Origin of the sequence: Streptomyces sp. NPDC085931, assembly GCF_044540565.1 — a bacterium.
In the GTDB taxonomy this organism is placed as follows: Bacteria; Actinomycetota; Actinomycetes; order Streptomycetales; family Streptomycetaceae; genus Streptomyces.
The window spans coordinates 79,633-104,121 of the sequence record NZ_JBITSK010000009.1 but is presented as its reverse complement, the minus strand read 5'-3'; the positions used below and the strand labels follow the sequence as shown (position 1 = coordinate 104,121).

General features: G+C 72.7%; 24 protein-coding genes and 1 pseudogene. 12 read left to right on the top strand and 13 right to left on the bottom strand.

Annotation, left to right across the window (positions count from 1 at the left end):
- Positions 1 to 12 precede the first annotated feature (12 nt).
- The 6 genes from ACIGAN_RS20705 to ACIGAN_RS20680 all read left to right on the top strand — a co-directional run bounded on the left by ACIGAN_RS20705 (position 13) and on the right by ACIGAN_RS20680 (position 6,307).
- Entirely contained in the window at positions 13 to 345 is a 333-nt protein-coding gene (locus ACIGAN_RS20705; RefSeq protein ID WP_399859361.1) for a hypothetical protein, read from the top strand.
- 52 nt (positions 346 to 397) lie between these two features.
- Entirely contained in the window at positions 398 to 1,747 is a 1,350-nt protein-coding gene (locus ACIGAN_RS20700; protein WP_365089139.1) for an ABC transporter substrate-binding protein, read from the top strand.
- 147 nt (positions 1,748 to 1,894) lie between these two features.
- Positions 1,895 to 2,686 (top strand): rhamnogalacturonan acetylesterase, encoded by a 792-nt coding sequence (locus ACIGAN_RS20695; protein WP_399859358.1) that lies wholly within the window; start codon positions 1,895 to 1,897, stop codon positions 2,684 to 2,686.
- Positions 2,687 to 2,717: 31 nt separating this feature from the next.
- A complete protein-coding gene (locus ACIGAN_RS20690; protein WP_399859355.1) occupies positions 2,718 to 4,025 on the top strand; it encodes a polysaccharide lyase family 1 protein in 1,308 nt (435 codons plus the stop codon).
- A gap of 75 nt (positions 4,026 to 4,100) precedes the next feature.
- A complete protein-coding gene (locus ACIGAN_RS20685; protein WP_399859352.1) occupies positions 4,101 to 5,228 on the top strand; it encodes a pectinesterase family protein in 1,128 nt (375 codons plus the stop codon).
- Entirely contained in the window at positions 5,210 to 6,307 is a 1,098-nt protein-coding gene (locus ACIGAN_RS20680) for a dienelactone hydrolase family protein (RefSeq protein WP_399859350.1), read from the top strand. Before ACIGAN_RS20685 ends, ACIGAN_RS20680 begins: the two co-directional genes overlap by 19 nt.
- Positions 6,308 to 6,310: 3 nt before the next feature.
- Here ACIGAN_RS20680 and ACIGAN_RS20675 read toward each other — a convergent pair.
- The 4 genes and pseudogenes from ACIGAN_RS20675 to ACIGAN_RS20660 form a co-directional block, all read right to left on the bottom strand.
- Positions 6,311 to 6,550 (bottom strand): annotated as a pseudogene (locus ACIGAN_RS20675) (family 43 glycosylhydrolase); the annotation flags it as partial.
- Between the two features lie 228 nt (positions 6,551 to 6,778).
- A complete protein-coding gene (locus tag ACIGAN_RS20670) occupies positions 6,779 to 7,612 on the bottom strand; it encodes a pectate lyase (RefSeq protein WP_365089151.1) in 834 nt (277 codons plus the stop codon).
- A gap of 85 nt (positions 7,613 to 7,697) precedes the next feature.
- Positions 7,698 to 8,546, bottom strand: a complete 849-nt coding sequence (locus ACIGAN_RS20665) for a hypothetical protein (RefSeq protein ID WP_399859347.1) — start codon at positions 8,544 to 8,546, stop codon at positions 7,698 to 7,700.
- Positions 8,543 to 9,142, bottom strand: a complete 600-nt coding sequence (locus tag ACIGAN_RS20660) for a SigE family RNA polymerase sigma factor (RefSeq protein WP_399859345.1) — start codon at positions 9,140 to 9,142, stop codon at positions 8,543 to 8,545. The genes ACIGAN_RS20665 and ACIGAN_RS20660 overlap by 4 nt, the downstream gene beginning before the upstream one ends.
- 269 nt (positions 9,143 to 9,411) lie before the next feature.
- Between ACIGAN_RS20660 and ACIGAN_RS20655 the strand changes: the two genes are divergently transcribed.
- Positions 9,412 to 10,869: an NCS2 family permease gene (locus ACIGAN_RS20655; protein ID WP_399859342.1), complete on the top strand. Its 1,458-nt coding sequence runs from the start codon at positions 9,412 to 9,414 to the stop codon at positions 10,867 to 10,869.
- A 92-nt stretch (positions 10,870 to 10,961) separates the two neighbouring features.
- On the opposite strand, the gene ACIGAN_RS20650 is transcribed toward ACIGAN_RS20655, so the two are convergent.
- The 6 genes from ACIGAN_RS20650 to ACIGAN_RS20625 all read right to left on the bottom strand — a co-directional run bounded on the left by ACIGAN_RS20650 (position 10,962) and on the right by ACIGAN_RS20625 (position 16,817).
- Entirely contained in the window at positions 10,962 to 12,419 is a 1,458-nt protein-coding gene (locus tag ACIGAN_RS20650) for a peptidoglycan D,D-transpeptidase FtsI family protein (RefSeq protein ID WP_399859340.1), read from the bottom strand.
- A gap of 75 nt (positions 12,420 to 12,494) precedes the next feature.
- Complete coding sequence (locus tag ACIGAN_RS20645; RefSeq protein ID WP_399859338.1) at positions 12,495 to 13,157, bottom strand: response regulator; 663 nt, start codon at positions 13,155 to 13,157, stop codon at positions 12,495 to 12,497.
- Entirely contained in the window at positions 13,154 to 14,449 is a 1,296-nt protein-coding gene (locus ACIGAN_RS20640) for a sensor histidine kinase (protein WP_399859335.1), read from the bottom strand. The genes ACIGAN_RS20645 and ACIGAN_RS20640 overlap by 4 nt, the downstream gene beginning before the upstream one ends.
- Positions 14,446 to 15,441 (bottom strand): hypothetical protein, encoded by a 996-nt coding sequence (locus ACIGAN_RS20635; protein WP_399859333.1) that lies wholly within the window; start codon positions 15,439 to 15,441, stop codon positions 14,446 to 14,448. The genes ACIGAN_RS20640 and ACIGAN_RS20635 overlap by 4 nt, the downstream gene beginning before the upstream one ends.
- Positions 15,442 to 15,569: 128 nt before the next feature.
- A complete protein-coding gene (locus ACIGAN_RS20630) occupies positions 15,570 to 16,040 on the bottom strand; it encodes a GNAT family N-acetyltransferase (protein ID WP_399859330.1) in 471 nt (156 codons plus the stop codon).
- Between the two features lie 3 nt (positions 16,041 to 16,043).
- Positions 16,044 to 16,817 carry an IclR family transcriptional regulator gene (locus ACIGAN_RS20625; RefSeq protein ID WP_234849529.1) on the bottom strand — a complete coding sequence of 258 codons (774 nt, stop codon included), beginning with the start codon at positions 16,815 to 16,817 and terminating at the stop codon, positions 16,044 to 16,046.
- 132 nt (positions 16,818 to 16,949) lie between these two features.
- Between ACIGAN_RS20625 and ACIGAN_RS20620 the strand changes: the two genes are divergently transcribed.
- The 5 genes from ACIGAN_RS20620 (at position 16,950) to ACIGAN_RS20600 (ending at position 21,674) form a co-directional block, all read left to right on the top strand.
- The gene (locus ACIGAN_RS20620; RefSeq protein ID WP_399859326.1) at positions 16,950 to 18,479 is read left to right on the top strand and encodes an aldehyde dehydrogenase (NADP(+)); all 1,530 of its coding nucleotides are present in this window, start codon (positions 16,950 to 16,952) and stop codon (positions 18,477 to 18,479) included.
- Between the two features lie 99 nt (positions 18,480 to 18,578).
- The gene (locus ACIGAN_RS20615) at positions 18,579 to 19,187 is read left to right on the top strand and encodes a DUF1349 domain-containing protein (protein ID WP_365089170.1); all 609 of its coding nucleotides are present in this window, start codon (positions 18,579 to 18,581) and stop codon (positions 19,185 to 19,187) included.
- 46 nt (positions 19,188 to 19,233) lie between these two features.
- Positions 19,234 to 19,728 carry a GNAT family N-acetyltransferase gene (locus ACIGAN_RS20610; RefSeq protein WP_399859323.1) on the top strand — a complete coding sequence of 165 codons (495 nt, stop codon included), beginning with the start codon at positions 19,234 to 19,236 and terminating at the stop codon, positions 19,726 to 19,728.
- A 74-nt stretch (positions 19,729 to 19,802) separates the two neighbouring features.
- A complete protein-coding gene (locus tag ACIGAN_RS20605; protein WP_399859322.1) occupies positions 19,803 to 20,525 on the top strand; it encodes a DsbA family oxidoreductase in 723 nt (240 codons plus the stop codon).
- A gap of 96 nt (positions 20,526 to 20,621) precedes the next feature.
- Entirely contained in the window at positions 20,622 to 21,674 is a 1,053-nt protein-coding gene (locus ACIGAN_RS20600) for an aminotransferase class V-fold PLP-dependent enzyme (protein ID WP_399859320.1), read from the top strand.
- 128 nt (positions 21,675 to 21,802) lie between these two features.
- Here the strand turns inward: ACIGAN_RS20600 and thpD are convergent, their stop codons facing one another.
- The 3 genes from thpD to ectB are packed head-to-tail and all read right to left on the bottom strand — an operon-like array spanning position 21,803 to position 24,439.
- Positions 21,803 to 22,717 (bottom strand): ectoine hydroxylase, encoded by a 915-nt coding sequence (thpD, locus tag ACIGAN_RS20595; RefSeq protein ID WP_365739818.1) that lies wholly within the window; start codon positions 22,715 to 22,717, stop codon positions 21,803 to 21,805.
- 7 nt (positions 22,718 to 22,724) lie between these two features.
- Complete coding sequence (locus ACIGAN_RS20590; RefSeq protein WP_333936250.1) at positions 22,725 to 23,123, bottom strand: ectoine synthase; 399 nt, start codon at positions 23,121 to 23,123, stop codon at positions 22,725 to 22,727.
- A 44-nt stretch (positions 23,124 to 23,167) separates the two neighbouring features.
- A complete protein-coding gene (gene ectB, locus ACIGAN_RS20585) occupies positions 23,168 to 24,439 on the bottom strand; it encodes a diaminobutyrate--2-oxoglutarate transaminase (protein WP_311683797.1) in 1,272 nt (423 codons plus the stop codon).
- Positions 24,440 to 24,489 lie beyond the last annotated feature (50 nt).

Here is a 24,489-nt window from a genome sequence, read left to right as displayed (position 1 = left end):
TTGGGAGCCGCAATGACGCACTTCCCCGGCAAGCGCTCGTCCGGAGCGGAAGGGTCCGGCACGGGCGTGGCCGCCGTGCCCGGTCTCGTCGCCGCGCTTCGCCCCCGGGCGATCGGGGACGCCCGGGCGGCTCCGAGCGCCCGGGCCGCGCCCGCGGCGGACCGCTGGACCGGCCGGCCGCACGGCTCCGTCTCCCTCGTCGGCGGCACCTGCGGCGGGGCGGACGGCGAGGTCGTCACGGTCACCGCCGACGGCCCGCGGCTCACCCCGCACCGGGCGCGGTCCCACACCGCCGCCGCCTGCCCCGGGCGGGCGGACGGCCGGGGGCCCCGCGCCCGGCACTGACCCCCCACACCCGCAAGTTCCGCTGGATCCGGAAGAAGAAGAGAGCCGACCAATGAAGATCAGCAATCGCAGAAGCAGGCGCGCCGCCACGGCCGTCGCCCTGGGGGCCGTCCTCGCGCTGACCGCGACCGCCTGTGGCGACGACGGCAGCGGGGCGGGCGGCGACAAGGGCGCCGAGGGAAGCGGCAAGGGCAAGATCGTCTTCTGGGACAACAACGGCGGTGTCCGCACCGAGATCTGGAAGGAGATCATCGCCGACTTCGAGAAGGCCCACCCCGACATCGACGTCGAGTACGTCGGGATCGCCTCGACCGAGTACCAGTCGAAGGTCGACACCGCCCTCCAGGGCGGCGGCCTGCCGGACGTCGGCGGCGTGGGCGCGGCGATGCTCGCCGGGTTCGCCGCGCAGGGCGCGCTGGAGCCGCTCGACGAGCGGCTCGCCGGATCGTCCCTGAACGGCAAGCTCAACAAGGACATGGTCGAGTCGCTGAAGGCGGCCGGCGGCGGCGACGACAAGCTGTACTCCATCCCGACCTCCGCGAACAACGGCGTGCTGTACTACCGCACCGACCTGTTCGAGAAGGCGGGCCTGCAGGAGCCGACGACCTGGGAGCGGTTCTACGAGGCCGCGGAGAAGCTGACGAACAAGGGGAAGAACGAGTTCGGCTACACCATCCGCGGTGGCGCCGGCTCCATCGCCCAGGCGCTGGACGCGATGTACGGGCAGTCCGGCATCACCTCGTTCTGGGACTCCAGCGGTGACCGGACCACCGTCAACGACCCGAAGAACGTCGAGGCGCTGGAGAAGTACGCGGCCCTGTACAAGAAGGTCACCCCGGCCGCCGACCTGAACAACGACTTCACCAAGATGGTCGCGCAGTGGGACTCCGGCACGATCGGGATGCTGAACCACAACCTCGGGTCGTACCAGGACCATGTGAAGGCGCTCGGCGTCGACAAGTTCCGCGGCATCCCGCAGCCGACCGGGCCCGGCGGGAAGCGGGTGCAGGTGTCCAACCCGGTGGACGGGCTGGGGCTGTTCAAGAGCGGCAAGAACAAGGAAGCCGCCTGGAAGTTCATCGAGTTCGCCACGTCCAGGGCGGAGAACTCCAAGTTCAACGAGGCGGCGGGGCAGGTTCCGTCGAACACGGACGCGGCGCGGGACGCGTGGATCTCGAAGGCGGAGCCGACGAAGCTGGCCGCGGACGCGCTGTCGGACGGCTCGACGACGATCGTGCAGCTGCCGTACTACCTGCCGGACTGGAACACCATCTCCAAGGCCGACAACGAGCCGAACTTCCAGAAGGTGCTGCTCGGGAAGATGAGCGCGAAGGAGTTCCTGGACACGATGGCCGAGCAGCTGAACACCGCGCAGCAGGAGTGGAACCAGCAGCACGGGTGAGCGGCTTCCGGGCTTCGCCGTGGGACGGCCTGTGCGGTGCGGGTGCGGGCCGTCCCCGGCGCGGCGCGCCCGCGCGGCGCAGCCGCAGACCGAAGCAGTCCCGCGCCCTCCAAGGCGTGGATCCCACCTCTTCGAAAGGAACCCTGCGTGTCTTTGAGCCGTAGACGAGTGGCTGCCGCCGGACTGAGCGCCGTCCCGCTCGCGCTGGCGTTCGGCGGTGGTGCGCATGCGCGTGGTCGCCGTACCCTCCACATCGCCGGTGACTCCACCGCCGCGCAGAAGTACGCGGACGCCGCGCCGGAGACCGGGTGGGGCATGGCGCTGCCGTTCTTCCTCCGCACGGACCTGGTGGTCGCCAACCACGCGGTTAACGGGCGGAGTTCCAAGAGCTTCTGCGACGAGGGGCGGCTCGACGCCGTGCTCGCCGTGACGCGGCCCGGGGATCTGCTGTTCGTCCAGTTCGGGCACAACGACGCGAAGGCCGAGGACCCCGCCCGCTATACCGAACCCTGGTCGACGTACCAGGCGTACCTGCGGCGGTACGTCGACGGGGCCCGGGCCCGTGGAGCACGGCCGGTGCTCGCCACGTCCGTGGAGCGGCGCCGCTTCGACGCGGACGGCACGGCCCTGCCGACGCACGGGGAGTACCCGGCGGCCCTGCGGGCGCTCGCCGCCGAGGAGGGGGTCGCGCTGCTCGACCTCCAGGCGCTGTCGCTGGCCGTGTGGCAGGAACTGGGGCCCGAGGAGACGAAGAAGTACTTCAACTGGACCGCCACCGAGCAGGACAACACGCACTTCAACCCGCCGGGGGCCATCGCCGTGGCGCGGCTCGTGGCACGGGAGTCGCTGCGCCGCCGGGTGCTCGGCCCGCGGGACGTGCGGCGGCTGGACGAGCCGGTCCCCGAGTCGTGGATCGGCTGGCCCGAGGCCACCGCGTGACACCCCGACAGCGAAGGAAGAGAGCCGCACCATGAAGATGCTCAAGTGTCATGATCATGCCATCAGAGCGGCGGTGCTCGTGGGCTGCACCGCGCTCGTCCTCACCCTGACCGGCACCGGCGCCCAGGCCGGGCCCCGGGACGCGGCCCGCCAGACCCTGGCCGCCTCGGACGGCTGGGGCTCCTACGGCGCGGGCACCACCGGCGGGGCCGCCGCCGACCCCGCGCACGTCCACACCGTCACCACCTGGGAGCAGTTCCGGGCCGCCCTGGCGGCCGGCGGGACGGCGCCCCGGATCATCAAGGTGAAGGGGATGATCGACGCCGTCTCCGAGGGCTGCGACGCGTTCGCGGCCGAGGGGTACGACCTGGCGAAGTACCTCGCCGCCTACGACCCCGCCGTCTGGGGCCACGACCGGCCGGTCAGCGGGGAGCAGGAGGAACTGCGGGCCGCGTCCGCCGCCCACCAGGACCAGGCCATCAAGGCGAACGTACCGGCCAACACCACGATCATCGGCGTCGGCAAGGGCGCGGGCATCCTCGGCGGCAGCCTGCAGATCAAGGGCGTCGACAACGTCATCGTCCGCAACCTCACCTTCGAGGCGCCCGTCGACTGCTTCCCGCAGTGGGACCCGACCGACGACAACAACACCGGCGCCTGGAACTCCGAGTACGACGGTGTCGTGGTGTACGGCTCCACCCATGTGTGGATCGACCACAACACCCTCACCGACGGCCGCCACCCGGACAGCTCCCTGCCGACGTACTTCGGCAAGACCTACCAGCAGCACGACGGGCTGCTCGACGTCGTGCGCGGCTCGAACCACGTGACGGTGTCCTGGAACTCGTTCCGCGACCACGACAAGACCATGCTGATCGGCAACAGCGACGGCGCCACCGCCGACGACACGGGCAAGCTCAAGGTCACCCTGCACCACAACCGCTTCGAGGGCATCGTCGAACGGGCGCCGCGCGTGCGCTTCGGACAGGTCGACTCGTACAACAACCACTTCGTGGTCACCGAGGACCAGAAGTGGGGCTACGTCTACGGCATCGGCAAGGAGTCCCGGCTCGTCGCCGAACACAACGCCTTCACGCTGGCCGAGGGCCTCAGCCCGGCGAAGATCCTCAAGAAGTGGAGCGAGGCGCCGGTCACCGCGAACGCCAACGTCGTCAACGGCAGGCCCGTCGACCTGATCGCCGTGCACAACGCGGAGATCCCCGGCGAGACCCTCCAGCCGGGCGCCGGCTGGACGCCGACGCTGCGGACCCGGGTCGACCCCGCGAAGGCCGTGCCCGGCATCGTCGGCGCCCGGGCGGGCGCCGGACGCGTGTGCTGATCCGGGCCTGACGCCCCGGCCCCTCCCGCCCCTCCCGCCCTCCCGCACCACCGCCGCACACCGAGGAGCAGCCGCATGCCCGCGCAGCCCCACCGATCCGTCTCCCGCCGGGGGTTCCTCGCCGCGGGCGCCGCGGCCGGCGCCGCCCTCGGCCTCCCGCCCGTGCCCGCGCGGGCCGCCCCGCGTCCGCGCCCGTTCGGCCGGTACGGCTCACCGGCCGCCCGCCGCGACCCCCGGACCCTGTACGTCCACCCCGGCGGCGCCGGTGACGTCACCACCGTCCAGGACGCCGTGGCCGCCGCGAACGGCCCCGGACACACCCTGGTCATCGCCCCGGGCGTCTACCGGCAGACGGTCTCCGTCGACCCGGCCCGCACCGGCATGACCTGGATCGGCGCGAGCGAGGACCCGCGGGACGTGGTGATCGTGTACGACAACGCGGCCGGGACGCCCAAGCCCGGCGGCGGCACCTACGGCACCAGCGGTTCCGCCACCGCCACCGTCCAGGCAGACGGGTTCACCGCCCGCTGGATCACCTTCGCCAACGACTGGCTGCGCGCCGACCACCCCGGCGTCAGCGGCACGCAGGCCGTCGCCCTCAAGGTGCAGGGCGACCGGTCGGCCTTCCACCACTGCCGGTTCCTCGGCCACCAGGACACCCTGTACGCCGACTCCCCGGCCGTCGGCACCTTCGCCCGCCAGTACTTCGCGCACTGCTACGCCGAGGGAGACGTCGACTTCGTCTTCGGACGCGCGACGGCCGTGTTCGAGCGGTGCCACTTCCGGACGCTGACGCGCACCGACCTGTCCGGCGCCCCGTACGGGTTCGTCTTCGCGCCGTCGACCGCCGGGGCCAACCCGTTCGGCCACCTCGTCACCCGCAGCCGTGTCAGCAGCGAGGCCCCGGACGGCTTCTACAAGCTGGCCCGGCCCTGGGTGCCCAGCTCCGACCCCACCGCCCGGCCCATGCTCACCGTCCGCGACACCTGGCTCGGCCCGGGCATCGACGCGGTGGCCCCGTACGCCGACATGCGCGAGAGTCACCCCTGGCAGAGCATGCGGTTCGCCGAGTACCGCAACACCGGCCCGGGCGCCGAGGTCACCGTCCCCGCGAACCGGCCGCGGCTGACGCCCGGACAGGCCCGGTCCGCGACCCGCGCCGCCCACCTCGGCGACTGGAAGCCGTGGCGGGAGGACTGCTGAGCGCGGCGGAGGCGGCGGTCGTGGACGGCCCGCTGCCCGGCTTCCACCCGGCGCTGAAGGACGAGCTGACCTTCCCGCTCGCCTGGGGCCGGTCCCCGATCCGCGACGCGCGGGCCTGGCGGCGGGCCGCCCGGGCGGCCGTCGAGCGGCATCTGCTCGTCGAGCGGCAGGACGAGGTGCCGTTCGCGCCGGAGTTCACCGGCCGCTTCCCGGGCGAGGGGTACGACCGGGAGCTGGTGACCGTCTCCCTCACCCGCTACGCGCGTGTGCGCGGCGCCCTGCTCACGCCGCACGGCCGCGGCCCCTTCCCGGCCGTGCTGCTCCTGCACGACCACGGCTCCCGCTTCGACATCGGCAAGGAGAAGCTCGTCCGCCCCTGGTACGACGACACCCGCCTCGCCTCCGCCACCGCCTGGGCGAAGCGGTGCTTCGACGGGCGGTTCGTCGGTGACGCGCTGGCCCGGCGGGGGTATGCCGTGCTGTGCCTGGACGCGCTCGGCTGGGGCGAGCGCGGGCCGCTGGCCTACGCGCAGCAGCAGGCCCTGGCGTCGAACTTCTTCCACCTGGGCTCCTCGCTCGCCGGGCTCATGGCCCGGGAGGACGAACGGGCCGCCGCCTTCCTGGCGGGACTCGACCGGGTCGACGCCCGGCGGGTGGCGGCCGCCGGCTTCTCCATGGGCGCCTACCGGGCCTGGCAGGCCGCCGCCCTCAGCGACCACGTGGCGGCCGCCGCGAGCGTCTGCTGGATGACGGGGCTCAAGGAGTTGACGGTGCCCGGCAGCAACACGCTGCGCGGGCAGTCGGCGTACTGCATGCTCCACCCCGGGCTCGCCCGGCACCTCGACCTCCCGGACGTGGCGAGCATCGCCGCGCCCAAGCCGGCGCTGTTCTTCCACGGCGGACTGGACACCCTGTTCCCGGCCGAGGGCGTGCGGGTCGCGTACGACAGGCTTCGGGCCGTCTGGCGAGCGCGGAACGCCGAGGACCGGCTACGGGTGAAGACGTGGCCGCGGCTGGGCCACGTCTTCACGGCCGCGATGCAGGACGAGGTCTTCAGCTGGCTCGACGACGTCCTGTGAGGGTCACCGCCGGACCGGCTCGATCCCCTCCAGCGTCGGGGTCACCGGCTCGATGCGGCCGTCGGCCGTGAACTCCATGCGGTCGACGGTCGTCTCGCGGTGCATGCCGTCACCGCCCGGCCTGCCGGGGCCGGCGAGGGCGAAGCGGTGGTAGACGATGTACCAGTCGTCGGTGCCGGGGGCGTTCACCACCGAGTGGTGACCGGTGCCGAGGATGCCGTACTCGGGCCGCTTCTGGAGGATTGCCGCGTGGCAGGGCGTGCCGCGGACGGCGACGCCCCCGCCGGGTGCGAACCGGCGGGGGCGTCCTGCGAGCACCGGCCGAGGGGGGCTCGGCCGGTGCCGTCCGACCGTCCGGAGGGGGGCTCCGGAGGGTCGTGGTGCCGGACGCCCGGCTGGGGGGCCGGACACCCGGCGTCCGGCCGGGCCCAAGGGGGGACCGGGGCCGGCCGGAGTCATCGGGGGCAGCGCCTACTGGTAACTGACGTCAGAAGCCTTGAACTTGCACGTCGTGCCGTCCGGGCCGGCCGGCTTCAGCTCCTTGGGCTCCTTGCCCGTGCTGTTGCCCTCGAAGCGCACACACGTCTTGATCTTCTTCTTGGCGTCGCCGTGGATGCGGATCCTCGACAGCGTGGCCGTGTCACCGTAGTTGGCGTTCACCCCGACGATCGAGTTCATCGGCGCCGTCACGTCGATGTCGTCCAGCACGATCGTGCGCTTGTACTGGGTCTTGCAGTTGCCGCAGGAGCGGACCAGCTTGCCGGCGTCCTGCACCTGGAAGCCCGAGACGTGCAGCGTGCCGGCGCCGTTGAACTGCAGCACCTTGTCGTCGGCGTTCCTCGCGCCGCCGCCGATCACCTTGTACACCGCCGAGGAGGACTTGCCCTTGAAGCTGGCCGCGTCCTCGCCGACGTCCGTCCACCACACGTTCTGCAGGGTGCAACTGCCCTTGCAGTGCACGCCGTCGGCGGCCGGGGTGCCGATGACGACGTTCTTCAGCACCGCCCCGTCGGCGAGCTCGAAGAGGGGGTCCTGGCCCTCGTCCTGGCTGTCACCGCCGAGCGCGCCGGTGCCGTAGAACATCTTCATCCCGCCGTCGCGGACACCGGAGACCGCGATGGTCTTCGACACGGGCGTGCGGCCCTGGTCGGTGGGCCAGGAGGACGCGGCGCCCGCCGTCGACAGCATCGACGTCGTGATGACCGCCGCTCCCGTGATGCCGAGGGCCGAGACCCCGGCGATCACCGCCCGCCGCTTGGTGACCCGGCGGCGGTGGCGGACGCGCTGTTCTGCTGGTGCAGTCATGTACCGATTCCTCAGATGGGTGGTGACTCTTGCGCGAGGGGGTCGCCGCCGGTGCGGAAAGGGTTGCCGCGTCTTCCGGACTTTTTCACGACTCGCCGTCGCCGCCGTCCACCGCGGCGAACCCACCGCCCACGTCCAGCCGCGCGGAGCCGCTCGCGGCCGTCACCGCGTAGCGGTCCGCGCCCGCGTCCCGGCCCCCGCGCTCGTGGTCGTACTGTCCGGCGAACACCCACTCGCCCGCCGGGACCGTACGGCCCTCCTTGAGCGTCCAGGTGTAGACGAGGAAGCCGTCCCGCTCGGCGACCGTGAGCGTGAAGTCGCCCTCGGGCAGGGAGCGCCAGGCGCCCGCGTCGGAGACGCCGCCGGTCTGCGCGATCCGCAACCGCACGGTCAGCGCGGTCAGCGGCTCGCGGTTCTTGAGGGTGATGTTGCTCTGCGCCCAGAAGTCGTTGCTGTGCGGGTCGACCGAGCCGTCCGACCACAGCGGTCCGTCCTCGGTCGCGGCCGGTGTCCGCTGCGGGGCGGAGGCGCTCGGCGTGCGCGAGGGCGGCGGGCTGCTCGGCCGGCGCTCCTCGGACGTGCCGCTCGGCGCCGGGTCCACCGGCGGTGCGGGCGCCCGGCTCGTCGCCACGGGCGACGGCGTGGGCGTCGGGGACGTCGCCACCTCCCGCTGCCGCGGGGCCGCCTCCTCCTTCACCGCGGACGCGACCGCGTACCCGCCCACCGCCAGCACGCCCGCCACCGCGGCCGTCGCGCCCGCCACCCGCAGCCAGCCGGCCACCGGCGGACGGGTCGCCCGATGGCCGGAAGCGGCCGCACCGGTCATTCCGCGCTCGACCCGGGCCAGGATCCGCTCCCGGTCCGGTTCGTGCCCCCCGGCCGCCTCGTGCAGCCGGGCGCGCAGCTCCTCGTGCACGTCCCGCCGCATCGTCATCGGTCCCTTCCTCCGCCCTCGCCGGTGCGCAAGCCCTCCACGGCGGGTGAACAGCGGGGAGCGCCCAGCGCCGCGTGCATCCGCTGCGGCACCCCCCGTGTACCCAGCAGCCGCTGCAGTTCGGCCATCCCCTTCGAGGTCTGGCTCTTCACCGTACCCACCGAGACGCCGAGGGCGAGCGCGGTGTCCTTCTCCGAGAGGTCGAAGGCGTGGCGCAGCACCACACACGCCCGTTTGCGGAACGGCAGCCTGCGCAGGGCCTCCCGGACGTCGACGACGCCCGCGACGTCGGGGTTCTCGGTGCGTTCCTCCCGCTGCGACCAGAACAGGGCGATGCGCCGCCGCTCGCGCACCGCGCTGCGGATGCGGGTCCGGGCCAGGTTGGCCACCACCCCGCGCGCGTACGCCGCCGGGTGGTCGGCCGCGCGCACCCGGTCCCAGCGGTGCCACAGCGCCAGCAGCGCGTCCGCCGCCAGGTCGTCGGCGGTGTCCGCCTCGCCCGTCAGCAGGAAGGCCAGCCGGGACAGTTCGGCGTAGTGGCGCTCGAAGAAGGCGTGGAACTCCACGGAGGCGGCGTCGTCGACGACTGTGCCCACGGGCGACCTCTCCTCGCAGCGGCGCGGGCACTCCTGGACGGGGCGCCCTGTGAGTGTCATGTAGATGACATGTGAGCGTCCGGAGGCGGTCCGGACGAGATCCGGAAGCGTAGCAGCGATCTCGGAACGGTTCGTACGGAGCTTCGAACAGCGTATGGCGGGCCGGACTCCGATTCCGTAACACGGAGAAAACCCGAACCGGGTTCGGCACGGGCACAATCCGGCCAGCATCCGCACACCGATCACCCCGGCACCGAGGAGCACGCACGATGTCCGAACCGCAGCAGGTCACCGCACGGCCCGCCGCCGGCCCGCCCCCGGCCCACGGCGTCGACCGGTTCTTCCGGATCTCCGAGCGGGGCTCCACCCTCGGCCGGGAGATACGCGGCGGCTTCGCCACCTTCTTCACGATGGCCTACATCCTCGTCCTGAACCCGATCATCCTCGGCAGCGCGAAGGACAGGTACGGCCACCAGCTGGACGCCGTCCAACTCACCACCGCCACCGCCCTGGTGGCCGCCGTCATGACCGTCATCATGGGCGTCGCCGGCAACCTCCCCCTCGCGCTGGCCGCCGGACTCGGCCTGAACGCCGTGGTCGCCTTCCAGATCGCCCCGCTGATGAGCTGGGACGACGCGATGGGCCTGATCATCCTCGAAGGCCTGCTGATCTGCGTCCTGGTGGTGACCGGGCTGCGCGAGGCCGTCATGCACGCCATCCCCCAGCCGCTGAAGCAGGCGATCAGCGTCGGCATCGGCCTGTTCATCGCCTTCATCGGCTTCGTCGACGCCGGGTTCGTCAGCCGCATCCCGGACGCCGCCCACACCACCGTGCCCGTGCAACTGGGCGGCACCGGCACCCTCACCGGCTGGCCCCTCCTCGTCTTCTGCCTCGGCGTGCTGCTGACGGTCGCCCTGCTCGCCCGCAAGGTCAAGGGAGCCATCCTGATCAGCATCGTCACGATGACGGCCGTGGCGATAGTGATCAACTCCACGGCCGACATCAGGTCCTGGGGCCTGACCACCCCCTCCTGGCCCGACCGGATCGTCGCCGCGCCGGACTTCGGGCTCCTCGGCGACTTCGACCTGTTCGGCGCCTTCAGCGCACCGGGCGTCGGTGTCGTCACCGTCGTCCTGCTGGTCTTCACGCTGATCCTGTCCGACTTCTTCGACACCATGGGCACGGTCGTCGGCATCAGCGCCGAGGCCGGTCTGCTCGACGAGGAGGGCAAGGTCCCGAACCTCGGCCGGGTGCTGCTCATCGACGGCGCCGCCGCCGTCGCGGGCGGAGCCGCCTCCGCCTCCTCCGCGACCTCCTACATCGAGTCCGCGGCCGGCGTCGGCGAGGGCGCGCGCACCGGCTTCTCCAACCTGGTCACCGGCGCCCTGTTCGGCCTCGCCCTGTTCCTCACCCCGCTGCTGACCATCGTCCCGCTGCAGGCCGCCGCGCCCGCCCTGGTCGCCGTCGGCTTCCTGATGATGACCCAGGTCAAGCACATCGACTGGGACCGCTACGACATCGCCGTTCCCGCGTTCCTCACCATCGCCGTGATGCCGTTCACCTACTCCATCACCAACGGCATCGGCGCCGGCTTCCTCGCCTACGTCGTCATCAAGACCGTCCTCGGCAAGGCAAGGGAGGTGCACTGGCTGCTGTGGGCGGCCTCGGCGCTGTTCCTCGTGTACTTCGCGATCGACCCGATCGAGCAGCTCCTGGGAGCGAAGTAGGCGACGTGACGGCGACGTGACGGCGACGGGCCGCCCCCGGGGGGAAGGGGGCGGCCCGTCGCCTGTACAGACGCCTCTCGCGCCGCCGGGGTTCAGTCCTTCAGCGCCGCTTGCATCATCGCCTTCGCGACCGGCGCCGCGAGCCCGTTGCCGCTGACCTCCGAGCGGGCCGCGTCCGACTGCTCCACGACCACCGCCACGGCGACCTCCTCGCCCGAGGCGTCGGACTTGCCGTACGAGGTGAACCAGGCGTACGGCACCTGGCTGTTGTTCTCGCCGTGCTGCGCCGTGCCCGTCTTGCCGCCCACCGTCGCGCCCGGGATCTGCGCGTTGGTGCCCGTGCCCTTTTCCACGACCGTCCGCATCGCCGACTGCAGCTGCTCGGCGGTCGAGGAGGACACGATCTCCTTGGAACCGGCCGTGTCGTCGTAGTCCTGCAGCACGTCACCTCCGCTGTCGGTGATCTGCGCGACCATATGCGGCGAGACCAGCTTGCCGCCGTTGGCGATGGCCGCCGACACCATGGCCATCTGCAGGGGCGTGGCGGTGACGTCGAACTGGCCGATGCCGGTCAGCGCCGTCTCCGACGGGTACATGTCGGAGGGGTACACGCTCGTGTAGGCCCGGACCGGCACGTCCTGCTCGTCGTCGTTGAAGCCGAACTTCTCGGCCATCGCCCTGACCTTGTCCTCGCCGAGCTTCACGGCCGTCTTCGCGAAGACGTTGTTGCACGAGTACTCCAGCGCCGTGCGGATCGAGGCGTTCGTGCAGGGCGCGTCCGGGTTCTCGTTGGTCAGCTGCCGGGTGGTGCCCGGCAGCGTGTACGGGTCGGGGCTGTCGGTGCGCTCGTCGACCGACGCGTACAGCCCGTCCTCCAGCGCCGCGGCGGCCACCACCAGCTTGAACGTCGAGCCGGGCGGCAGCGGCTGCCGCAGCGCGCGGTTGGTCAGCGGCTTGTCCGGATCCGCGGTGAGCTTCTTCCAGGCCGCACCCGCCGTGTTGGCGTCGGTCAGCGACGAGGGGTCGTAGGACGGCGTCGACACGACCGCCAGAATCCTGCCGGTCCCCGGGTCGATGGCGACGGCCCCGCCCTTCTTGTCGCCGAGCGCCTCGTACGCCGCCTTCTGCACGTCCGGGTCGATCGTCGTCACCACGTTGCCCGGGTCGGCCCGCTGGTTGGTGAGCGTGTCCAGCACCGACTTCAGCCGGCTGTCCGTGCCGTTGAGCAGGTCGGTGTAGATGCCCTCCAGCTGGGTCGGCGCGTAGGCCTGCGAGGCGTAGCCCGTCACCGCCGCGTACAGCGGGCCGTCCGTGTACGTGCGCTTGTAGCGGAGGTCGCCCGTCCTGGTCGGCGCCGAGCCGGTGACCGACCGGCCGCCCACGATGATGTTCCCGAGCGGCGCCGAGTACGTCTCGATGGCGTTGCGCCGGTTGTCCTTGTCGTCTGCGAGCGCCCGGCCCTCGTAGAACTGCACCCAGGTCGCCCTGACCAGCAGGGCCAGCACCAGCAGCAGCGTGAAGAGCGAGGCGCGCCTGATCGTCTTGTTCATGCCGTACAGGAAGACGAACCACGCGCGGCGGATCGTTCCCGTCCGTCCAGATTATCGGCGGACCGCCCCGTTTTCTCATCCGCCGTTCAGAAAGCCCGCCTCGTACGCCGCGATGACCGCCTGCGTACGGTCCCGGGTGCCCGTCTTGGCCAGCACCGCCGCGACGTGCGACTTCACCGTGGCCGGGCCCACCTCCAGCCGGCGCGCGATCTCCGCGTTGGTCAGGCCCCGCGCCATGTGCCGCAGCACCTCCCCCTCGCGCGCCGTGAGCTTCGCCACCCACGCGGGCGGGGCCGGGTGCGCGCGGGCGTGCGCGGTGGCCAGGGTGCGCACGGCCGCCGGGAACAGCAGGCTGTCGCTGCGCGCGACCAGCCGGACCGCCTGCACGAGCGCGTCGGCGTCGGCTCGCTTCAGCAGGAACCCGGCGGCCCCGGCGCGCAGCGCGTCGTAGACGTAGGAGTCGTTCTCGAACGTGGTGACGACGACGACTCTGGGCGGCTCGGTCAGGGTGGCCAGGATCTGCTCGGTGGCGCGGATGCCGTCGATCCCGGGCATCCGGACGTCCATGAGGACGACGTCCGGGCGCAGGTCCCGGACGACCGAGACGGCCTCGGCGCCGGTGGCCGCCTCGCCCGCCACCTCCAGGTCGGGCTCGGCGGAGAGGATGGCGCGCAGCGCGGTGCGGACCATGCGCTCGTCGTCGGCCAGGACGACGCGGATCGGGCTCGGGCGGGTCATGCGGGTCCCTTCAGCGGCAGGCGTACGTGCAGACGGAAGCTCTCCCCGGCGGATCCCGTGGTTCCAGCGGTTCCGGCGGGTGCCGCGGCACCGGTGGTTCCCGCCGTCATCGTGCCGCCCAGCAGTCTGGCCCGGTCCGCGATGCCCCGCAGGCCGTGGCCGCCGCCGGGACGGGACGACACCGGCCCGGTCACCGGGTTCTCCACGCTGATCGCCAGCTCGCCGTCCGCCACCTCGATGCGCACGTCCACGGCGACCCCCGCACCGGCGTGCCGGAGCGCGTTGCTCAGCCCCTCCTGCACGATGCGGTAGGCCTCACGGGACACCAGCGGGGGCAGCGCCCCCGGATCGGCGGCGACCGTGGCGGACACGCGCTGCCCGCCCGCCCGGGTCCGGGCCAGCAGGCCCTCCAGGTCGGCGGCGAGGGTGGGCGCCGGGGCCGTGCCCGGACCGTCGCCCTCACGCAACACGCCCAGCACGGCGTCGAGTTCGCCCACCGTGCGCCGGGTCGTGTCCTCGATCGCGGCGAGGGCCTCGCGCACGAACTCCGGGTCGGAGTCGAGGACCCGGCGGGCCGCGCCCGCCTGCAGCGTGACCGCGCTCAGCGCGTGCCCGACGGAGTCGTGCAACTCCCGCGCCAGCCGGTTGCGCACGGCGAGGTCGGCGGCGCGTGCCTCGGCGGCGGCCAGCCGGTCCTGCGGCGTGGGCCCGAGCAGCCTCGGCGCCCAGTGGGCCAGCAGGGCCCCGCAGCCGGCCGCACAGCCCGCCAGGGCCACGAGCGAGACCAGGCCCACCAGCGGGGCGAGGGCCAAAGCCCAGGTGTGGTCGAGGACTTCGGGCAGCCCGAGCCGGGTACCGCGCAGTCCCGCGAAGACCGGCAGCGCGATCAGCACGGCCGCGAACGGCGGCAGGGCCAGCGACATTCCCGCGACGATCCCGCCGACGCCGAGGTGCAGCGTGAACCAGGCCGCCGTGCGTGCCTTCTCACCGCGCGTACGGGCCGGCCGGAAGGCGAGCCGCTCCGCGTCGACCCCGCACAGCCAGCGCACGGCGGCGGCCTCCAGCGGCCGGGTCAGCGGGAACAGGGACGTGACCGCGGCGATCGGCAGTCCCACGCCGAACGAGGCGAGCTGGAGCGGGAAGGACCCGAAGACGTTCCGCGAGCCGGTGACCGGGCCGATGACCGCCTCGCCGAGCAGGACGTACGGCATCGCGAGCGCGCCGCCGAGGATCAGATGCACCCAGCGCAGCCGCGCCCGCCGGCCGAACAGGAACCGGGCGGCACCCTTCACGCGGCCCGCCGCGCGGAACCGGCCGCGCGCTCCGCGAGGAAGGAGGCGCCCAGGGCCGCGACGAGGAAGCCGGAGAGCATCTGCCCAGCGTAGGCGAGGCTCATCAGCGGCGTGGGCCGGTCCGCGATGTCCTGCGCACCTGCGAGAGAGGCGAGCGAGAGCCAACCGCCCCAGCAGGCCACGGCCGCGGAACCGACCCAGGCGAGGCCCAGCGGCACGGCCACGGGCAGCGTCCGGCCGCGCCGGAAGGCCAGCGACAGCGCGCCGGCGACCGCCGCCAGCAGGAAGCACACGAAGACGGCCTCCAGGACACGGAAGTCAGCGGTGCGCTCGGCGGCCCGCCCGGCGCCGAGTCCGGTGGTGCCGCCGCAGGCCCACAGCAGGTGCAGGGCGAGGGGCGGCAGCGCGGCGACGGCGGCGGCCACGGCGAGCGCGCGAGGGGCCGGGCCGGGACCGCCGACAGGCAGTCGCCCCACCCGCCCGCGCCACAGCCGGCCCCAGCGGTCCCGTGCGTGGAGCGCGAACAGCCCGCCCAGGGCGAGGCCCTGGAGGATGAACCCCGCGTACACGACGGTGAACACCCACTCCTCCAGGAAGGGTTCCCGCTGCGCCGGACCCGCTCCGGCGCCGCCGACCGCCCGCACGGCCAGTTGGGCCGGGAAGCCCGCCATGATCGGCGCGAGCAGCCCGGTGGCGACCCAGACCGGGAACGCGAGCAGCCAGGCGGGCACCCTGAGCCCCCAGGGCCGGGTCAGCACCAGGGCCAGCACGATCACCGCGCTGTCCAGCAGCACGGAGAGGGCGTTGATCACGGCCATGCCGAGGCGGTCGTCCAGCAGCGCGCTGCCCGCGGGGATGCCCAGCCGGCTCCCGGCGATCCAGGCGGCCTTGAGGCCGAGGTACGGCAGACAGGAGAGGACGGCGACGGCACGGAGCACCCGCCGGGGGCGGCTCGGAGCGACAACGGCGCGGGGAGCGATCGGCTGCGTCATGCGCCCAGCCTCCCGGGGCGGAGCCCCGGGCCACCTCCTGCGCGCCGACGATCCGTCTCCGCCGCACGGGGGAGGAGGCCCTCGGCCCGGCCGCTCCCGTGGGCCGCAGCCCTCCGGGGCCGGCGTTCTCAGCCCTCCAGGATCAGCACCGTCTCCTCGATCTCGGCGCCCCGCGCCTGCGCGAAGCCGCCGGCCGAGGCCACCGCGCGGAACCCGCACTTCTCCAGCACCCGCAGCGACCCCGCGTTGTCCGAGGCCGCCCGGGCGTACAGCGGACGCTCGGGCACCTCCGTCAGCAGCGCCCGCAGGGCCGCCGTGGCCACGCCCTTGCCCCAGTACGCGCGGTCGATCCAGTACGTCACCTCGCGCTCGCCCGGCACCCCGTACACCGCCGCGCTGCCGACCACGTCACCGTCGGCCAGCACCGTGCGCACCACGTCCGCGGAGGAACGGATCCGCGCCCAGTGGGCGTCGAAGGCGTCCCGGTCGGAGGGGTCCGCCGGGGTGAAGGCCGCCATGTGGAGCGCCTCGGGGTCGTTCAGCTGCCGGAAGAAGACCGGCAGATCGCTGTCGTGCACCGCGCGCAGCTCGACATCCATGCCTCAGAGCCTACGGGTGGCCAGGGTCAGCCGGTCCCGGGCGTCGAACAGGGCGTCCTTCACCAGCTGCTCGTGCGCCGGCGTCAGCCGGGCCACCGGGACCGAGCAGCTGATCGCGTCCCGCGCCGGGGTGCGGTAGGGGATCGCCACGCCGAAGCAGCGCAGCCCCAGCGTGTTCTCCTCGCGGTCCACGGCGAAGCCCTGCTCGCGCACCTGGTGCAGCTCCTCGATGAGCTTCTCCCGGTCGGTGATCGTGTGCTCGGTCAGCGCGGGCAGTGTCTCCGGGAGCATCTTGCGGACCTGCTCGTCGGAGTACGTGCTCAGCAGCGCCTTGCCGAGGGAGGTGGAGTGCGCGGGCAGCCGGCGGCCGACCCGGGTGAAGGGGCGCAGGTAGTGCTGCGACTGGCGGGTGGCGAGGTAGACGACGTTGGTGCCGTCCAGGCGGGCGAGGTGGATGGTCTCGGTGGTGTCGTCCGACAGCCGGTCCAGGGTCGGCCGGGCCGCGGCGACGACCTCGTCGCCGTCGATGTACGACGTGCCCACCAGCAGGGCCCGCACGCCGATGCCGTAGCGGGTGCCCGTGGCGTCCGTCTCCACCCAGCCCAGTTCGACGAGGGTGCGCAGCAGCATGTAGAGGCTGGACTTGGGGTACCCGACGGCCTCCTGGACCGCCGCGAGCGAGTGCATGCCGGGACGCCCCGCGAAGTATTCGAGCAGTTCCACCGTGCGTACCGCGGACTTGACCTGCGCCCCGCCGCCCGTCTCGCCAGCCGACATCGCCCTTGACCCCTTCGTTCGACGGGAAATAGTCTCCGAAGCGTATTCATCATCAGAGACAGCGTTCAGTATATCGAACGCCCCTGGTGGATGACCCAGTACTGCGGCATTACATGTGTGGAGGGACCCGCGGTGGCAGCAGCACCAGTCTGGAGTGTCGACCCCCGAACCGGGAAGCAGCGCGAGCAGGTTGCGGTGGAGGCCACAGCCCAGGAGGTGGACGCCGCCGTCCGAGCCGCCCACGAGGCGCGCGGCTCGCTCGCGGACCGTACCGTCCGCGCGGCCTTCCTGCGCAGCGCCGCCGAGGAACTGGAGGCGGCCAAGGACGGCCTCGTCGAGACCGCCGACGCCGAGACCGCGCTCGGCCCGGTCCGGCTGACCGGCGAACTCGCCCGCACCTGCTACCAGCTGCGGGCCTTCGCCGACATCGTCGACGAGGGCGCCTTCCTCGACGTCGTCATCAACCACCCCGACGACACCGCCACCCCGCCGATCCCGGACCTGCGCCGCTACAAGGTGCCCCTCGGCGTCGTCGCCGTGTACTCGGCCTCGAACTTCCCCTTCGCCTTCTCCGTCGCCGGCGGCGACACCGCGAGCGCCCTGGCGGCCGGCTGCCCCGTCGTGGTCAAGGCCCACCCGGACCACCCGGGCCTGTCCGAGTACGTCGCCAAGGTGCTGCGCCGCGCCGCCGCCCGGCACGACATCCCCGCGGGAGTCGTGGGCCTGGTCCACGGCTTCGAGGCCGGCGTCGAGCTGATCAAGCACCCGCTGGTCGCGGCGGCCGGCTTCACCGGGTCCGTGCGCGGCGGCCGGGCCCTGTTCGACGCGGCGGCCGCCCGCCCCGTGCCGATCCCCTTCCACGGCGAGCTGGGCTCGCTGAACCCGGTCGTCGTCACCGAGGCCGCCGCCGCCGAGCGCGCCGAGGCCATCGGCTCGGGCCTGGCCGGTTCGATGACCCTGGGCGTCGGCCAGTTCTGTGTGAAGCCGGGCCTGGTCCTCGCGCCGTCCGGCGCCGCCGGTGACGCCCTGCTCAAGTCGCTGACCGACGCCGTCAGCGACACCGACGCCGGGGTCCTGCTCGACCACCGCATGCGGGACAACTTCGTCGCCGGTGTCGCCGAGCGCGCCGGGCTGCCCGACGTCGAGTCGCCGGTCACGCCCGGCGCGGGCGGCGAGCACACCGTCAGCGCCGGCTTCCTCACCGTCCCCGCGAGCCGGCTGGCCCGGGAGGGCGAGCACGACCTGCTCCTGGAGGAGTGCTTCGGGCCGGTCACCGTGGTGGCCCGCTACGAGGACGAGGACGAGGTCAAGGCCGTGCTGTCGCGGCTGCCGGGCAACCTGACCGCCACGGTGCAGCTGTCCGAGGAGGAGGCCGCCGGCCAGGGCCGCGGCGCCGAGCTGCTGCAGGAACTGACGCCGCTGGCCGGGCGCGTGCTGGTCAACGGCTGGCCGACGGGGGTGGCCGTCGCCCCGGCGCAGCACCACGGCGGGCCGTACCCGGCGACGACATCGACGTCCACGTCGGTGGGCGGGACGGCGATCGAGCGGTGGCTGCGGCCGGTCGTGTACCAGAACGCCCCGGAGGCGCTGCTGCCGCAGGAGCTGCGGGACGAGAACCCGCTGGGGCTGCCGCGGCGGTTCAACGGGCGTCTGGAGCGCTGAGCGCCGCAGGTGAGCGGGGGATCGCGGGCTGACGGTGCGCCGTGGCCGTTCGCGCGGTTCCCCGTGCCCCCGCGGGGCGCGTCTGGAAGAGTGGGCCGAATGGATCTCGAACTTCCCGAACTGCCGTTCCCGCTGCGCTCCTACGGGCCCGAGGCCCACTGGAGCCATGAGGACGGTGTGCTCACCGGCTGGGCCGGGGCGCGGCAGGACCGGTTCGTGCCGCCCACCGGGGAAGCGCTGGACCCCGCGTCCGACGCGCCCCGGCTGCTGGGGGCGCCCGAAGGGGACTTCCAGCTGATCGCCAGGGTCACGGTCGGGTTCGCGGCGGCCTTCGACGCGGGGGTGCTCTACGTCCACGTGGGCGAGCGGGCCTGGGCCAAGCTCTGCCTGGAGTACTCCCCGGACGTGCCCACCGTCTGCACGGTCGTCACCCGCGGCCACTCGGACGACGCCAACGCCTTCACGGTGGACGGCAGTTCCGTCTGGCTCCGGGTGAGCCGCACCGGCCGTGCCTTCGCCTTCCACGCCTCCCGCGACGGCGAGCGCTGGACCTTCGTCCGCCTCTTCACGCTCGGCGACGAGAAGGAGACGGGCGCGGCCCTGGTCGGCTTCATGACGCAGTCCCCGATGGGGGCGGGCTGCGTGGTGACCTTCGACCACATCGCGTTCCGTCACCGGTGGCCGGACGACCTGCGCGACGGCAGCTGAGGGCGGACCGGGAACCGTTCCCCGTGGCGGCCACGTCCTCCGTTCCATGATCGGAGACAGGACGACCCCCGGCCGGGTGATCCGCAGCGTGCTGCCCGCCGAGGTGGAGCAGGTCGTCGCGCTGCACGCCCGGGCCCGCGCCACGTACTACCCGGACGGGGTGCCGCAGGACGGCACCGACTGGCTCGCCGCCTGGCGAAACGCCCTCACCCGGCCCGACGGCCGGGTGCTGTGCGTGGTGGAGGCGGGGCGGATCGTCGGCCTGGCGTCCTTCCGCACCCCCGAGGACGCCCCGCGGGACGTGGTGAAGCTGTACCAGTTCCACGTCGACCCCGGCCGGTGGCGCCGCGGCGTCGGTGGTGCCCTGCACGCCGCGTGCGTCGAGGAGTGGCGGGCCGACGGCAGGCGGACGGCCGTGCTCGAGGTGCACGCGGACAACCGGCGGGCCCAGGACTTCTACCGGCGCCAGGGCTGGGACCCCGAACCGGCGCGGCCGGGGGACCACCACCTGCGGATGCGGCTCGCCCTGTCCGCGGAATGAAACCGCCTGCTTGAACGTTCACACAAGCGGCGGAGGGAGCCTCCGCACCCCGAGAGCTGGAGAGAGCCGAAGTCATGCGCGTCGAGATCTGGAGCGACATCGCCTGCCCCTGGTGCTACGTGGGCAAGGCCCGCTTCGACAAGGCGCTGCGGGACTTCCCGCACCGCGCCGAGGTCGAGGTGGTGCACCGCTCCTTCGAGCTGGACCCGGGGCGCGCCAAGGACGACGTCCAGCCCGTGATCGACATGCTCACCAGGAAGTACGGGATGAGCCCCGCGCAGGCCGAGGCCGGCGAGGACAACCTCGGCGCCCAGGCCGCCGCCGAGGGGCTCGACTACCGCACCCGCGGCCGCGACCACGGCAGCACCTTCGACATGCACCGCCTGCTCCACCTCGCCAAGGAGCACGGCCGCCAGGAGCGGTTGCTCGACCTGCTGTACCGGGCCAACTTCGCCGAGGAGCGCTCCGTCTTCGACGACGACGAGCGGCTGGTGGAGCTCGCCGTCGCCGCCGGGCTGGCGGAGGACACCGTACGGGCGGTGCTCGCCGACCCGCGCGCCTACGCCGACGAGGTCCGTGCCGACGAGCGGGAGGCCGCGCAGCTCGGCGCCACCGGGGTGCCGTTCTTCGTGCTCGACCGCAAGTACGGCGTCTCCGGCGCCCAGCCGGTGGAGGTGTTCACCCGGGCGCTGACCCAGGCCTACGGCGAGCGCGCGCCCCTGCGGATCGTCGACGACGGCGGCACGGCCGGTGCCGAGGCCTGCGGCCCCGACGGCTGCGCGGTGCCCCAGCGCTGAAACGCCCAGCTCAGGGCTTATCCATAAGCGCTTCTTGGCGATATCACGCAGAAACCGGCAATGGACGGGGAGATCGAGGGGCCGCACAGTGGTCCCATGGAGACCTTCGAGAACCTCGTCCGCGCCGAGTTCGCCCCGAAGCACACCTACCTCAACACCGCGAGCAACGGGCTCCTGCCCGCCCGCACCGTCACAGCCGTGCAGCGGGCGGTGCGGATGCGGGCCGAGGGCGCGCCCCTGGGGCCCCTGTACGAGGACGTGGAGGCCGCCCGCGCCTGCTTCGCCCGGCTCGCCGGCGTGCCCGTCGAGCGGGTCGCGACCGGGGCCTCGGTCGCCGAGTACGGCGCGCTGATCGCCGCCTCGCTGCCCGCCGGGGCCGAAGTCCTCACCGCCGAGGCCGACTTCGCGTCCCTGGTGAACCCCTTCCACGAGCGCGGCGACCTCAAGGTGCGGGCCGTGCCCCTGGAGCGGCTCGCCGAGTCCGTCCGGCCCGGCACCGCGCTGGTCGCGGTCAGCAGCGCCCAGTCCGCCGACGGCCGGCTCGCGGACCTGCCGGCGGTGCGCGACGCGGCCCGGACGCACGGGGCGCGCACCTACGTCGACGCCTCCCAGTCCGCCGGCTGGCTGCCCATGGACGGCGACGCCGACGACTTCGTCGCCGCGGTCGGTTTCAAGTGGCTCCTGGGGCCGCACGGCGCCGCGTTCTTCGTCGCCCCGCGGGACTTCGGCGGGCTCGAGCCGCTGCTGGCCGGCTGGGTCGCCGGCGAGGTCCCCTGGGAGAGCTGCTACGGCCCGGTGGAGGAACACGCCCACTCCGCGCGGCGGTTCGACATCAGCCCGTCCCTGTTCAGCCACGCAGGGCTGCGCGCCTCCCTGGAACTGCTGGAGGAGATCGGCGTCGACGCGGTGCACGCCCACGACGTCGCGCTCGCGGACCGCTTCCGGGCCGGGCTCGCCGAGCTGGGCCACGAACCGGTGCCCGCGCCGGGATCGGCGATCGTGTCCGTGCCCGGGCTCGGCCACCGGCAGGAGGAGCTGAGCCGCGCGGGCATCCAGGTGTCCGACCGGGCGGGGAACCTGCGGGCCGCGTTCCACCTCTACAACACGGCGGCGGACGTGGACCGGCTCCTGGACGCCCTCAGGGCATGAGGGCATGAAAACCGGGTGGGGCCTCCCGTCCCACACGAGGAGGCCCCACCCGGCAGCTCGGTCGCCCGGCCGGTGCACCGTCCCGCGGTCACCGCACCGGGTCCGCGGTCACCGCACCGGACCCGCGGTCACCGCACCGGCGTGAAGTCCCGCGCGCCGATGAACTCGGGCCGCCGCACCGGTGCCGCGAACGGTTCCACCGCCGTGTTCTCCACGCTGTTGAACACGATGAACACGTTGCTGCGCGGGAACGGCGTGATGTTGTCGCCGGAGCCGTGCATGCAGTTGCAGTCGAACCACGTGGCCGAACCGGCCCTGCCCGTGAACAGCTTGATGCCGTGCTCGGTGGCGAACCGGGTCAGCGCCTCGTTCGAGGGCGTGCCCGCGTCCTGCATCTGCAGCGACTTCTTGTAGTTGTCCTTCGGCGTCTCCCCGGCACAGCCCAGGAACGTCTTGTGCGACCCCGGCATGATCATCAGGCCGCCGTTGGTGTCGTGGTTCTCGGTCAGCGCGATCGAGACCGACACCGTGCGCATCCGCGGCAGCCCGTCCTCGGCGTGCCACGTCTCGAAGTCCGAGTGCCAGTAGAAGCCGCTGGCGCCGAACCCCGGCTTGACGTTGATCCGCGACTGGTGGACGTAGACGTCCGAGCCGAGGATCTGCCGCGCCCGGCCGACGACCCGCTCGTCGCTGACCAGCCGGGCGAACACCTCGCTGATCCGGTGCACCTCGAAGACCGAGCGGATCTCCTGGGACCTGGGCTCGACGATCGACCGCTCGTCGGCACGGATGTCCGGGTCGTTCACCAGCCGGTTCAGCTCGTCGCGGTAGACGGCGACCTCGTCGTCCGTGATGAGCTGGTCGATGGCGAGGAAGCCGTCGCGTTCGAAGGACAGCAGGTCGGCGGGCACGATCGGCCCGGGCGCGTCGGGCGCGCCCCAGACGACCGGGTCCTGGCGCGGGGTGAGGACCTCGGCGGTACCGCGCGTGGGGTAGAGGTCGGGGACACCGGTGGTGGTGGTCGTAACGGTGGTGGCGGTCATGGAAACGTCACACCTCCTCGGTGAGCAGCGGGTAGACGCCGTTCTCGTCGTGGTCCTCCCGTCCGGTCACGGGCGGGTTGAACACGCACAGGCAGCGGAAGTCCTCCTTGACCTTCAGCGTGTGCCTCTCGTGACCGTCCAGGAGGTACATCGTGCCGGGGGTGATGGTGTGCTTCCGCCCGGTCTCGTGGTCGGTCAGCTCGGCCTCGCCCTCCACGCAGACGACGGCCTCGATGTGGTTCGCGTACCACATCGACGTCTCCGTACCCGCGTACAGGATCGTCTCGTGCAGGGAGAAGCCGACCTTCTCCTTGGCGAGGACGATGCGTTTGCTCTCCCACGTGCCGGACGCCGCCTTCACGTGCCGGTCGGTGCCTTCGATCTCCTTGAACGAACGGACAATCACGGTGCTGCGATGCCTCCTCGATGGGTGGTGCGCTCGGTGCGGTGTCAGGCGGTCTCACGGACGGCACGGGCCAGTGTGCTGAGGCCCTCGTCCAGTTCCTCGGGCGTGATGGTGAGGGCGGGAAGCAGCTTCACGACCTCGCTCTCCGGGCCGGACGTCTCGATGAGCAGGCCGAGTTCGAAGGCGCGCTTGGCGACCTTGCCGGCCCGGGCCTTGTCGTGGAACTCCATGCCCCACACCAGGCCGCGGCCCCGGTACTCCTTCACGTCGGCCAGGTTCTCCTCGGTGATGGAGATCAGCGCCTGCTCGACCTGCTCGCCGCGCGTGCGGGTCTGCTTCTCCATCGCGGAGCCGTCGGCCCAGTACGTCTCCAGGGCCGCCGTCGCCGTGACGAAGGCGGGGTTGTTGCCGCGGAAGGTGCCGTTGTGCTCGCCGGGCTCCCAGACGTCCAGCTCCGGCTTGAACAGGCACAGCGACATGGGCAGGCCGTAGCCGCTGATGGACTTGGAGACGGTGACGATGTCCGGCGTGATGCCCGCCTCCTCGAAGGAGAAGAACGCGCCGGTGCGGCCGCAGCCCATCTGGATGTCGTCGACGATGAGCAGCATGTCCTGCCGCTCGCACAGGTCGGCCAGCGCGCGCAGCCACTCGGGCCGGGCCACGTTGATGCCGCCCTCGCCCTGCACGGTCTCCACGATCACGGCGGCCGGCTTGTTCAGGCCCGAGCCCTGGTCCTCCAGGAGCCGCTCGAACCACAGGAAGTCCGGGACCTGGCCGTCGAAGTAGTTGTCGAACGGCATGGGCGTGCCGTGCACCAGCGGGATGCCCGCGCCGGCGCGCTTGAAGGCGTTGCCGGTGACGGCCAGCGAGCCCAGCGACATGCCGTGGAAGGCGTTGGTGAACGACACGATCGCCTCGCGCCCCTTCACCTTCCGCGCCAGCTTCAGCGCGGACTCCACGGCGTTGGTGCCGGTCGGGCCCGGGAACATGACCTTGTAGGGCAGGTCGCGCGGGCGCAGCAGCAGGTTCTGGAAGGTCTCCAGGAAGCGGCGCTTGGCCGTGGTCGACATGTCGAGCCCGTGCGTGACGCCGTCCCGCTCCAGGTAGTCGATCAGCGCGCGTTTGAGGACCGGGTTGTTGTGCCCGTAGTTCAGCGACCCGGCTCCGGCGAAGAAGTCGAGGTACTCGTGGCCGTCCTCGTCGTACATGCGGCTGCCCACCGCACGGTCGAAGACGGTGGGCCAGCCGCGGCAGTAGCTGCGCACCTCGGACTCCAGGGTCTCGAAGACGCTCAGGTCGGGCTGGGTGATGGTCACGACGAATCGCTCCTCGGTGCGTGGGGGAAGTCTGCGAAGTCTGCGGAAGT